The organism is Mesorhizobium sp. M7A.F.Ca.CA.002.15.2.1 (assembly GCF_003998715.1).
Classification (GTDB): Bacteria; Pseudomonadota; Alphaproteobacteria; order Rhizobiales; family Rhizobiaceae; genus Mesorhizobium; species Mesorhizobium ciceri.
Genome location: NZ_RZPI01000080.1, coordinates 1 through 12,325 on the forward strand (window position 1 = coordinate 1; position 12,325 = coordinate 12,325).

Sequence of the window (12,325 nt, forward strand, 5' to 3'; positions counted from 1 at the left end):
GAGTGGGGGTCGACCGTTCATCAACAATACTGCCGATCAAAAATCGGTCGGCGCGCCGCCTTCGGACCGGCGCTTGGCGACGAAGGCGTTGAGTTCCTCGCGGATGGCCGGGTCCATGTAGGGCTCCTCATAGGACGCCAGCCGCTCCTTCCAGACCTTGTTGGCCTTTTCGAGCGCCGTCGGCGAGCCGGCTTCCGCCCAGGTCTCGTAATTGCGCCAGTCGGAGAGGATCGGCGAGTAGAAGGCGGTCTTGTAGCGGTCCTGCGTGTGCTGGGTGCCGAAGAAATGGCCCCCGGGGCCGACCGACTGGATGGCGTCGAAGCCGAGTGCCTCTTCGGAAAGGTCGAGCGGGGTCAGGAATTCGGCCACCATCTGCAGCAGGTCGATGTCCAGAATGGTCTTCTCGTAGGAGCAGCGCAGGCCGCCTTCGAGCCAGCCGGCGGCATGCATCATCAGGTTGCCGCCGCCCTGGATGGCGCCCCACAACGAGAACACGCTTTCATAAGCCGCCTGCGCGTCGACCGTGTTGGCGGCGCAGGTGTTGGAGGTGCGGTAGGGGATGTTGTAGCGGCGGGCAAGCTGGCCGCCGACGAGCTGCGCCTTCATGTATTCCGGCGTGCCGAACGCCGGTGAACCGGACTTCATGTCGACATTGGAGGTGAAGCCGCCATATCCGACGGGGGCGCCCTTGCGCACCATCTGGGCGAAGGCGATGCCGGCAAGCGCCTCCGCGTTCTGCTGCACCAGTGCGCCGGCGATGGTGACAGGCGCCATCGCACCCGACAGGGTAAACGGCGTCACGACGACGACCTGGCCCTTGCTCGACATCTGGATGATGCCTTCCATCATCGGCACATCGAGTTTCAGCGGCGAATTGGTGTTGATGATGGTGAAGACGGACGGCTCTTCGAGCATCTGCTCGTGGCTGATGCCGCGCGCGATCCTGGCGATCTCGATGCCGTCGACATTGCGCTCCTTGCCGAGCGAATAGATGTGGAACACCTTGTCGGTGAGCACGCTGAGATCGCGGATGCATTCGAGATGGCGGACGGATGGATGGATATCGGTCGGCTCGACCGGGTAGCCGCCCGTGCAGTTCAGAATGTTGTGCATCTGCGCGAGCTTGAGGAAGTTGCGGTAGTCCTGCTGGTTGCCGGGCCGGCGGCCGCGATCGATGTCGGAGCAATTGGGCGCCGACGCCATCATCGAGACGATCACATTGTTGCCGCCGAAGCGCACATTGTGCGCAGGATTGCGGGCATGGATGGTGAATTCCGACGGGCAGTGCGACACCAGGTCGAGGATCATGTCGCTGTCGAAGCGCACCCGCTCTGAGCCGTCACGCACGTCGGCGCCATGCGCCTTCATGATGCTGCGGGCCTCATCATGCAGCACGTCGACGCCGATTTCCCGCAGCACGCGCAGGGAAGCGAGGTGAATCGATTCCAGCTCGTCGTCGGACACCAGCCTGGTTGGCGCCAGCGGGTTCTTCAACTGGCGAAAAGCCGGCTGCTCGAACGCGGCTGAGCCGCCGGCGCGCTTTCCAGCGCGGCCGCCGCGACGGGCGCGGTCGGTGGCCAATGCCGGTTCTGAGGGTTGTAGGGCGGCGGTCATGATGGTCCTCGTGGGATGCGATAGCGGGCGGCATAATGGACCGGCGGCTGTCCGGCCATTGCGGAGGCGACGACCACTAGGGCGAGGGAAGCGACATGCCGGAACGGCAGGTGCCCGGCCGCGACATCGGCTTGATCAGGTTGCCGCGTTGGAGCAAGCGGATTTCGGTGGCCGGCCCTTTCCTTCCGGGGATCGAACCGATAGCTACTTGGCTTGCCGGCCTGATGGCCAGCAGTTCATCTGGATGGCAGCATGGTCGCGACCGGCTCGAGCGAAGGCGAAGCAGGAACGCAATGGGCAGCGCTTGCCGGCGTCACCGCGGCACTTGCCATGTTTGGCGCCGCGCAAGGGCTGAGCTCGCCGCTGTTCACATTGCTGATGCAGAAGCAAGGCATGTCGCCGGCGCTGATCGGCCTGTCGGCGGCGATGATGCCGCTCGGGCTGATCCTGTCGGCTTCCTTCGTGCCGGCGGCGGTGCGGCTGGTCGGCGGGCGCAACCTGGCGGTCGGCTGCTCGCTGATCGGCGCGCTCTGCTTCCTGGGCATCGGCTATCTGCAGGACTGGGTGGCGTGGTTCGTCATCCGCTTCATCATCGGCGTGGTCATCAATCCGCTTTATATCCTTGGCGAGGTGTGGGCGCTGTCGCTGGCACCGCCGTCGCGGCGCGGCCGGGTGATGGGCGTGTTCAACACGCTGATGGGCGCCGGTTATGCCGCCGGACCATTCGCGCTGACCCTGCTCGGTACGTCGGGCTGGGCGCCTTTCATGGTCGGCGTCGCCGGCTTCGCGCTCTGCGCGGTGATCCTGCACGCCGTCTCGTCAAAGCTCACCGGCTTCGAGGATGACGGCCAGCCTGCCAGCGGCCTTGTCGGGTTTGCCAAAATGGCGCCGGCGCTGCTGCTTGCCGTGCTTGTCTCGGCGGCGGTCCAGCAGAGCACCTATGCGCTGGTCCCGGTCTTCGGCGCCAGCTATGGCCTGGCGGAAGCCGTTCTGGCCTCGCTGGTGATGGCGCTTTCCCTCGGCAACATCCTGCTGCAGATACCACTCGGCCTTCTGGCGGAGCGTTTTGGCGGCCGCGCCATGATCATCGTCTGCGCACTGGCAACAACCGTTTGCGCGCTTTTGCTGCCTCTGCTGATCACAACGCCGTTGATCTGGGTGGTGCTGCTGGTGATGGGCGCGGTCGGTTACGGCGTCTACACCATGGCATTGGTCGAACTCGGCAGCCGGTTCAAGGGCTCTGTGCTGGTCGCCGGCAACGCTGCCTTTGCGCTGATGTGGGGCGTTGGTGGCATCGTCGGCCCACCCGGTGCGGGCCTGCTCATGCAAGGCATCGGCCCACTTGGGCTGCCGGTGGTTATTGCCGCTCTCGACGCGGTGCTGGTGATGTTCGCGCTGTACCGCTCATCCATGCGCCGAGCTTCCTGATAAGCCCAACCTCCTGACAGGCCCAACCTCCTGACAGGCCCAGCCTCCTGACAGGCACTGTCTGGAGCAAGCAGTTTTCGCCCGCCAGGGGCTTACCTCTGCGCAACTCAATCGCTAATCCTGCAGCCCGACAGCGGTGCGTACATGAATTTGGTTGAATCGAACAAGGACGAGACGATGCAATGGGCGGCGATCACCGGTGTGATCGCGACCGTCTCGGTGTTCGCCATCGCGCAAGGGTTGTCCTATCCGCTGCTGAGTTTCATCCTGCAGCGCCAGGGCGTTTCGCCAGCGATGATCGGCTTGTCGGCGGCCATGACGCCGATTGGCTTCATTCTGTTATCGCCGTTGATCCCGGCGCTGGCCCGCCGATTCGGGGCAGGGCGCACCGCGCTCACCTGTGCGGCCCTTTCGGCTGTCGTGCTGGCGCTGATCGGCTGGACGCAAAATGTCTATTTGTGGTTTCCCCTGCGCTTCCTGATCGGCGTCGTGACCAATCCGCTCTATGTGCTGAGCGAGATCTGGGTGATCGCGCTGGCACCGCCGGCCCGACGCGGCCGCGTCATGGGTGTCTATTCGACGATCATCTCGGCCGGTTTCGCGACCGGGCCACTGTGCCTGCTTGCAGTCGGCACTGAGGGCTGGCCGCCCTTCCTCGTCGGCATTTTCGCCTTCGTGCTGTGTGGCATTTGCCTGGCCTCGGTGCTGCCGCGTTTGCCCAAGGTCGACGAGGCCGGGCACCAGGTTTCCGTCCTGGGTTTCGTGCCGCTGGCGTGGCTGCTTTTGTTCGCCGTCATAGTCGCCGCCGGCTTCGAACAGGGTGCGCTGGCGTTGCTGCCGGTCTATGGCACCCATCACGGCATCACCGAAACCCGCATGTCGGCGCTGCTGTCGGTGATGATCGCCGGCAACATCGCCATGCAGGTGCCGCTCGGCCTTTTGGCGGAAAGGCTTTCCGCGCGCCTGGTGCGGCTTGCCTGCGTCGCGATCACGGTGCTCGGCTGCGTCCTGCTTCCGCTTCTCATCGAGTCGCCGCTGATCTGGCCAATGATCTTTGTCTGGGGCGCGGTTTCCTACGGCATCTACACAATGTCGATCATCGAGCTCGGCGAACGCTTCACCGGCTCCGCACTGGTCGCCGGCAATGCGGCCTTTTCCTTGATGTGGGGGGTCGGCGGCATCGCCGTGCCGCCGCTGGCGGGGGGCGCCATGGATGTTATGGGCGCCGGCGGACTGCCGATCACGCTTGGGCTGCTGTGCCTGGCGCTGGCCATTGCGAGCCTCGCTGGTCGGCGGAAAGCCTCAATTGTGCGCTGAACATGGTGAATATCGACGGCCTGTCGGCGTTGGCTTTTTCAAAGCAACGCGTTTATCGGAGACCTCATGACCAAGCCTGCCACCCAGACGCCGAATTCCGCCCCCACGACCGACGATCCCTTTCTCTGGCTGGAGGACAGGACAGCCAAGCAGTCATTGGACTGGGTACATCGCCAGAACGAGATCACGGTTGGCGAATTGCAGGGCGATCCGTCCTATCAGGCGTCGTTCCAGACCGCGCTCGACCTGATGACGGCCGAGGACAACATCGCGGTCGGCGCGGCAAAAGCCGGCCATGTCTACAATTTCTGGCAGGACAAGACCAATGTGCTCGGCCTCTGGCGCCGCACGACCGTCGCTTCCTACAAGACCGAGAAGCCCGACTGGGAAACGATCATCGACTTCGACCAGCTTGCGGCGGAGGAAGGGATAAAATGGGTTTTTGGCGGCGCCAGCCGGCTCTATCCCGACTTCAACCTTTGCCTTGTCTCGATGTCGCCGGATGGCGGCGACGCCAGCGAGATGCGCGAATTCGACATCGCGACCAAGTCGTTTGTCGAGGGTGGGTTTCGTGCACCCGCTTCCAAGTCGGGTTTCAGCTGGCTGGATAAGGACACCGTGATTGTTTCGGCCGCTTTCGACGAGGCCGACAAGACCGAGTCCGGCTATCCGCGAATCATAAAGCTGTGGAAGCGCGATACCAAGCTGGAAGACGCAACGCCGATCTTCGAGGCGCAGAAAGAGGATCTCGCCGTTGGTGCCGCTGTCGAGTACGACGGTGACAGACGCTATCTGGTCCTGGCTCGAACGCTGAATTTCTTCGCTTCGCACATCTTCCTTCGGCTGCCTTCCGGCGAAAACAAACAGCTGCCGCTACCGGACGACATGACCGATACGGCAATATTCAGGGATCAGCTCGTGTTCGGCGTGCGCAGTGCATGGACGGCGCCCGACGACACGGTTTGCAAGCCCGACGGTCTTTATTCGCTGGACCTGGCGCGCTGGGTCGAGACCGGCGCGATCGGGCCTGTCGAAACCTTGTTCGAGCCGGCCTATCGCGTTTCCATAGCCGGCATTGCCCGCACGCGGGACCGGCTGTTCGTCAGCCTGATGGACAATGTGCGCGGCAAAGTCGTCGTCTGCGAGCGCATGGATGGCAACTGGTCGCTGAAACCGGTGGCGCTGCCCGAAAATGGCAATGTCGGCATCAGTCATGCCGAGCAGTTCGGCTCGAGTGTCTCCTTCTCCTTCACCGATTTCCTGACCCCGAGTTCGATCATCTGGTCCGACGACAATGGCGAGACGCTCGCCACCGTGAAGTCGCAGCCGGCGCGTTTCGATGCCTCGCCGCTGATCTCGGAACAGTTCGAGGCGCGCTCCAAGGACGGCACGATGATCCCCTATTTCGTCGTCAGGCGGCGCGACCAGAAAGGTCCGGTGCCGACGCTGCTTTACGGCTATGGCGGCTTCGAAGTGCCGCTGCTGCCCGGCTATGCCGGCGTGCGTGGTAAGCTGTGGCTGGAGAAAGGCAATGCCTATGTGCAGGCATGCATCCGCGGCGGCGGCGAGTTCGGCCCAGCCTGGCATCAGGCGGCGCTCAAGGGCAATCGCCAGAACGGATTCGACGATTTCGCAGCGGTCGCGCAGGACGTCGTCAAGCGCGGCATCGCGACAGCAAGCTCGCTCGGCATCCAGGGTGGTTCGAATGGCGGCTTGCTGACCGGCGTTTCCTTGACGCAGCATCCCGAGCTTTTCGGCGCCGTCATCATCGAGGTGCCGCTGCTCGACATGCTGCGTTACGCCGAATTGCCGCCTGGCGCCTCGTGGATGGCCGAATATGGCGATCCGTCGAAACCCGAAGACGCGAAGTGGCTTTCAGCCTACTCGCCCTACCAGCATGTCGACGCCGCTGCCGCCTATCCGCCTGTGCTGCTGACCACATCGACCGCTGACGATCGGGTCCATCCCGGCCATGCGCGCAAGATGGCCGCCCGCCTGCAGGAAGCCGGCCATGCGAGGACGCTGTTCTTCGAGGAGACCGAGGGCGGCCATGGCGGGCGTGGCGACCGCCGGCCGCAGGCGGCGCAGACGGCGATGAAATATGTCTTCCTGCAAAGGGCGCTGACAGCCAAGGCCTAGAGTCATTCAGTTATGGGCCAAGCAAAGGGTGGTTCTCCTCGAGCAGCCTTTGCTCTAAGGTGGCTTCCATGGCTCTCGTCAGGACGTTGATTGACGCATTTGAGGCTCGCGCATTGCGGGTCGCGGTGACGCCGTCACCGCGCACGCTGCGCGCCGAGCTTTTGCGGCTGTGTGCCCGCATCGGCTATTCGCCACCTCTCTGCCTCTGAAGCATTCGCCCCGGCTTGGCCGGATAGAATCCAGAGGGAAGATCAGACATGACCTATCAGAATTATTCGCTGAAGCAGCTTCAGCAGATCGACGCCGCGCATCATCTGCATCCGTTCACCGACCACAAGGAAATGCGCGGGGCCGGGTCGCGCATCATCACCCATGCCAACGGCCCTTTCATCTACGATTCCGAGGGGGCTGAAATCCTCGACGGCATGGCCGGGCTGTGGTGCGTCAACATCGGCTATGGCCGTGACGAGCTGGCCGAGGCCGCCTATGCCCAGATGAAGGAACTGCCTTACTACAACTCCTTCTTCAAATGCTCGACGCCGACGCCAGTGCTGCTGTCCAAGAAGCTGGCGGAGATCGCGCCGAAGCACGTCAACCAGGTATTCTACGGCTCTTCCGGGTCGGAAGCCAACGACACCGCGCTGCGCCTCGTGCGCCACTATTGGGTGCTGGAGGGCAAGCCGGAGAAGAACCGCATCATCTCGCGCAAGATGGCCTATCACGGCTCGACCGTTGCCGGCACCTCGCTCGGCGGCATGGATGGTATGCACAAGCAGCTCAACGGTGCGGTGCCCAACATCGTCCATGTGATGATGCCCTATGCCTATGAGCTGGCGCTGCCTGGCGAGAGCGATCATGATTTCGGTCTGCGCGCGGCCGGGGCTGTCGAGGAGGCGATCCTCGAAGCCGGCGCCGACAAGGTTGCCGCGTTTATCGGCGAGCCGATCATGGGAGCCGGCGGCGTGAAGATACCGCCGGCGAGCTATTGGCCGGAAGTGCAGCGCATCTGCCGTAAATACGATGTCCTGCTGATGCTGGACGAAGTCATCACCGGTTATGGTCGCACCGGCGAATGGTTTGCCGCACAGACACTCGGCATCGAGCCAGACACGATCACCACGGCCAAGGCGCTGACCTCGGGCTATCAGCCGCTGTCGGCATTGCTGGTTGGCGACCGCATCGCCTCGACGCTGGTCGAGAAGGGCGGCGAGTTCAACCATGGCTACACCTATTCCGGGCACCCGGTGGCCTGCGCCGTGGCGCTGAAGAACCTCGAGATCATCGAGCGCGAAGGGCTGGTCGACCGCGTCCGGAACGACACCGGCCCTTACTTCGCCAAGGCGTTGCAGGAGCGCATTGCCGGACATGATCTGGTCGGCGAGGTCCGTTCGATCGGACTGATGGGCGCGATCGAGATCGTCAAGGACAAGGCGACCAAGGAGCGGTTCCTGCCGGCTGGAAGTGCGGCGGTAACCGTGCGGGATCACGCCATCACGAATGGCATGATGCTGCGCGCCACCGGCGACACGATGATCCTGTCGCCGCCGCTGATCTGGACCCGCGATACGATCGATATGGCCTGCGACCGCATCTCGAAGGCGCTGGATCTGGCGCAAGCCGATCTTCGCAAGCGGTAGAACTCGACCCCTCGGCTGGGCGCTCTTCGGCGGGCGCGCCCAGCCTTGAGACCATGCCGAAGCGGCGAGGGAACGAATTCCATCACAAGCGCGTAGTGTGTGGGGCAGCGGCTGATTCGGCCGCCACAAGGGGTTTGTTTCCATGAGAGAAACCGGCAAGAGCCGACGGACGCGAGAAGCGGCCAGCATCAGCGGCGACCTGATGCTGGCGCCGCTGGTGGCGATGATGCGGCTGCCGTTGATGGCCATGGATGGCGGGAGCCGCCAGCCATGGAGTACGGAGACGGCGCGTGCGGTCAACGAGAAGACCGCCGCTATGGCCGAAGGCGCGTTTGCGGCGCAAATGTCTTTCCTGCAATCGGCGTCGCGGTTCTGGCCGGAAGTCTTTTCCGGCCGCACGCCATCGCTGTTCAACGGGGTTGCGGCGGAGCGCTCGATCAGCGCCGCGCTGAAGCCGGCAAGCCGTGCCGTGAAAGCGAATTTTCGCCGGCTGTCCAACAAGACCTGACCGGGGTTGCAAACCGACAGTTTCTGGGTCGGCGGCCATCTCAACGTCGATGCGAATGGGGCTGGTGACGCCCAGTTCGGCATTCCGGTCCACGGCGCCAGGGGCAAGGGCACGGCCTATTCGACGGCTGTCCGGACAGCCGGCACGTGGAGCCTGCGCCTGCTGGTCGTCAGGGTCGAGGGAGCCGATGCGCCGATCGTGCTGATCAACGAAGATCATGTCCCGATCCCGAATGCTGCAATCGGAATATAGCTAGGCAAAACGCAAAAAAGCGGCCTGAACGCGGGCGCGACAGCTGACAGTTCGGCCGGCTTCGTGGCCCAACAGTCGGGTGACCACTGCAGCGTTCCAGACAAGGAAATATGCTGAAAAGCCGGATGCTGTCTGACAGTATGCGCATGCGTTCATGTGGACCGGTGGCAATTTCAGACAAGGGCACGCGCATATGGTGAGTTCCTTTCGTGCGGTCGTGGTCGGTGGCGGCTGTGTGGGCGCCGGCATTCTCTACGGCCTGGCAAAGCGCGGCTGGACCGATGTGGCATTGCTGGAGCGAACACAGCTTACGGCCGGTTCGACATGGCATGCCGCGGGGCTCATCCCCTCTTACGCGCGCAGCCGCAATGTCGGCCGCATGATCGCCAGATCGATCGCGATCTATGAAGGCCTGGAGGCGGAGACGGGCCAGAACGTCGGCTGGCACAAATGCGGGCAACTGCGCATTGCCAACACGCGCGACAGGCTGGACGAGTACAGAAGCTACATGGACGTTGCCGAGGTCCAGGGAGTGCGGGCCCGGATCGTATCGCCCGCGGAGGCGCGAGAGATCTGGCCGCTGCTCGACAACAACACCATGCTGGGTGCCCTCTACCATCCCGATGACGGCCACATTGCACCCGCCGATGTCACCCAGGCCATGGCCAAGGGTGCACGCGACCTCGGCGCGAAGATCCATCTTGATACCGAGGTCGTGGGTTTCGAGCGGATGCCGAGCGGCGAGTGGAGGGTCAAAACCTCACGCGGCGAGATCGTCTGTGAACATGTCATCCTTGCAACAGGCAATTACGCACGCCAGACAGGCGCCATGCTGGGCCTGGACATTCCCGCGATCCCGATCCTGCACCAGTACTGGATCACCGAGGCGGTTCCCGAAATCGTGGAACGCAAACGGCTTGGTCTTCCGGAGATGCCGATCCTCAGGGACGAGGGTTACGAGGGCTATCTGCGCGAAGAGGGAGACGGGCTGATGTTCGGTCCCTATGAGCGTACCGAGCAGCTCAAGCTGTTCGCCGAAAACGGTGTCCCGGAATGGTTCGGCGCCGATCTGCTCGATGAAGATTTCGATGCCGTTTCCTGGAACTGGGAGCGCGCCACCGAACTGGTTCCCGCGCTCGGGCGCGCCGGCATCAAGCGCAATGTGCGAGGACCTTTCCAGATGACGGCCGATGAGCTGCCGCTGATGGGGCAGGCGTGGGGCCTGGAGAATGTCTGGCTCGCCGAAGGGGTGCCGGGGGGCATCCTTTGGGGCGGTGCGATTGGCTATTACCTCTCCGAACGGATCGTGGAGGGTGGCAACAGCATCGACACGGCGGAGCTGGATCCCCGCAGGTTCGGCCGATACGCCAACAAGAACTGGACCCGGGCCAAGGTCCGGGAAGCCTGGGGCACCCACGCCGTACAGCACTATCCGGGCCAGGACATGCCGGCGGCGCGACCGCAGAAAACGGCCCCGTCCTATGACCGCCTAAGTCAGCTTGGCGCGGTATGGGACGTGTTGAACGGCTGGGAGATGCCGAGCTGGTTTGCGCCCGCGGGTGTCGAGGCGCGCAATGTCTACAGCTGGCGCTGGACCCCCAAGGGGAACCACGTCGCCGCAGAGGTCCAGGCTGTCCGCCACGCCGGCGGTCTGGTCGAGATGACACCAATGACCAAGTTCGAGGTCGGCGGGCCGGGCGCCGAGGGCTGGCTCGACGGAATCCTGGCCAACAGACTGCCGCGTCCCGGTCGTGTCGCTCTTGCCCATCACCTGACGCCGACCGGCGGCGTGCAGGCCGAGTATGTGGTGGCGCGGCTGCAGAGCGACCTGTTCTATCTCATATCGACGCCGCGCGCCGAACGCTGGAACCTTGACGATCTCGGCCGGCTGTTGCCGAAGGACGGCAGCGTGCATCTGCGCAACGTCACGGAGGATCGCGGCAGCTTCACGGTGGTTGGGCCGAAGGCGCGCGACATACTGCAGCCGCTGACGGAGATCGACCTCTCCAACGAGGCCTTCCCATGGTTCAGCGTACAGTCCAGCACCGTCGGCATGGCCAGCGACGTACGGCTGCTGCGTGTCAACTATTCGGGTGAGCTGGGATGGGAGCTCTATCATCCACTCTGCTACCAGCGGCATTTGCTGGATGCGCTTCTGGCATCGGGAGAGGCACACGGGCTGAGGCTGGTCGGACTTCAAGCGCTGGAATCGCTTCGTCTCGATAAATCCTACCGGGCCATGTACCGCGATATGAACCCCGAATTGTCCGCCTGGGAAAGCGGCCTCGAGCGCTTCATCAGCCTCGACAACAGGGACTTCATCGGCCGGGCGGCACTGGTCGCGAAACAGCAGCAGGTTACACGCCGGATCGCCACACTGTCGATCGACACGGATGGTGCGAGCGCATTCGCCTTCGAGGGCGTTTACCGCGAAGGCGAGCTCGTCGGCCACATCACCTCGGCGGGCTATTCCTACACTTTTGGTCACGACATAGCACTTGCGCTGCTGCCCCTGGAACTTGTGTCGCCCGGTACCGAGCTCCAGGTTTCGATCCTCGGCGAGCGCCGCGCGGCAAAGGTGATCGCCGACTCGCCCTATGATCCGGAAGGCGCCCGCGGGCGCATGTGAGGTATCCCGGAGTACAGTTTCCGGTTCATCGATGTCTCAACCGTGCTGCAGGGTAAAACGCAAAAACCGCGCTCCATCGGGAACGCGGTTTTGCCAGATACGCATGGCGCTTCGCTACGCAAACACTTTGCGAAACTTATGGCACTTGTCGAAACTTACGGGCTCCGGTACGCGAGACCTGATCCGGAGCGCCGGACGGATGAGATGTCCGCCTCACAGTCCGTTTTATAGGGACATCGTTACCGCGGAGTTATCGAGAGCTTAAGCAAATCTAAATTTTCATTTTTTCCACCGAAGGAAACCGGAAAAATCCGCCAAATCCGTGGGTTACGCCGGGTTACCCCTGAGAAAATTAATTATGCCGGAGAAATCGACGCCGCCATGTCCCTGGGCGTTGAACAAGGCATAAAGCTGAGCCGCTTCGGCACCGAGCGGCGTTACAGCACCCGCACCTTGCGCGGCTTCCTGGGACAATTTCAGGTCTTTCAGCATCAAGGCGGCTGCAAATCCTGGGTTGTAGTCCCTGTTTGCGGGCGAAGTCGGCACCGGGCCGGGCACCGGGCAGTAGGTGGTCAAGGACCAGCATTGGCCCGACGAGGTCGAGGCGACGTCGAACAGCGCCTGATGCGACAGGCCGAGCTTTTCGGCCAGGACGAAGGCTTCGGCGACACCGATCATCGAAATGCCGAGGATCATGTTGTTGCAGATCTTTGCTGCCTGGCCGGCGCCGTCGCCGCCGCAATGGACGATGCGGCCGGCCATCGGCTTCAGGATCGGCTCGGCGGCAGCGAAGGCATCATC

At 63.3% G+C, this 12,325-nt stretch carries 10 protein-coding genes; 8 read left to right on the top strand and 2 right to left on the bottom strand.

What is annotated here, in order from left to right; translation table 11 throughout:
• Window positions 1-36 precede the first annotated feature (36 nt).
• The gene (locus ENZ74_RS07485) at window positions 37-1,614 is read right to left on the bottom strand and encodes a trimethylamine methyltransferase family protein (RefSeq protein ID WP_024501293.1); all 1,578 of its coding nucleotides are present in this window, start codon (window positions 1,612-1,614) and stop codon (window positions 37-39) included.
• 252 nt (window positions 1,615-1,866) lie between these two features.
• Here ENZ74_RS07485 and ENZ74_RS07490 point away from each other — a divergent pair, with 252 nt between their 5' ends.
• The 8 genes from ENZ74_RS07490 (at window position 1,867) to ENZ74_RS07525 (ending at window position 11,524) form a co-directional block, all read left to right on the top strand.
• Window positions 1,867-3,042, top strand: a complete 1,176-nt coding sequence (locus tag ENZ74_RS07490; protein WP_027160489.1) for an MFS transporter — start codon at window positions 1,867-1,869, stop codon at window positions 3,040-3,042.
• A 144-nt stretch (window positions 3,043-3,186) separates the two neighbouring features.
• Window positions 3,187-4,359: an MFS transporter gene (locus ENZ74_RS07495; protein ID WP_063168191.1), complete on the top strand. Its 1,173-nt coding sequence runs from the start codon at window positions 3,187-3,189 to the stop codon at window positions 4,357-4,359.
• A gap of 66 nt (window positions 4,360-4,425) precedes the next feature.
• Complete coding sequence (locus ENZ74_RS07500) at window positions 4,426-6,498, top strand: prolyl oligopeptidase family protein (protein WP_063168190.1); 2,073 nt, start codon at window positions 4,426-4,428, stop codon at window positions 6,496-6,498.
• Window positions 6,499-6,566: 68 nt separating this feature from the next.
• Window positions 6,567-6,707 (top strand): capsid protein, encoded by a 141-nt coding sequence (locus ENZ74_RS07505; RefSeq protein WP_082826679.1) that lies wholly within the window; start codon window positions 6,567-6,569, stop codon window positions 6,705-6,707.
• Window positions 6,708-6,755: 48 nt separating this feature from the next.
• Window positions 6,756-8,135, top strand: coding sequence for an aspartate aminotransferase family protein (locus tag ENZ74_RS07510; protein WP_013531202.1), 1,380 nt, complete (start codon window positions 6,756-6,758; stop codon window positions 8,133-8,135).
• Window positions 8,136-8,277: 142 nt separating this feature from the next.
• Entirely contained in the window at window positions 8,278-8,643 is a 366-nt protein-coding gene (locus tag ENZ74_RS07515) for a hypothetical protein (RefSeq protein ID WP_063168189.1), read from the top strand.
• Between the two features lie 6 nt (window positions 8,644-8,649).
• Window positions 8,650-8,895: a cytochrome c oxidase assembly factor Coa1 family protein gene (locus ENZ74_RS07520; protein WP_244514305.1), complete on the top strand. Its 246-nt coding sequence runs from the start codon at window positions 8,650-8,652 to the stop codon at window positions 8,893-8,895.
• 193 nt (window positions 8,896-9,088) lie between these two features.
• Complete coding sequence (locus ENZ74_RS07525) at window positions 9,089-11,524, top strand: FAD-dependent oxidoreductase (protein ID WP_063170256.1); 2,436 nt, start codon at window positions 9,089-9,091, stop codon at window positions 11,522-11,524.
• Window positions 11,525-11,851: 327 nt separating this feature from the next.
• Here the strand turns inward: ENZ74_RS07525 and ENZ74_RS07535 are convergent.
• Window positions 11,852-12,325: NAD-binding protein (locus ENZ74_RS07535; RefSeq protein ID WP_164760967.1), on the bottom strand; the 474-nt coding region annotated here is incomplete at its 5' end.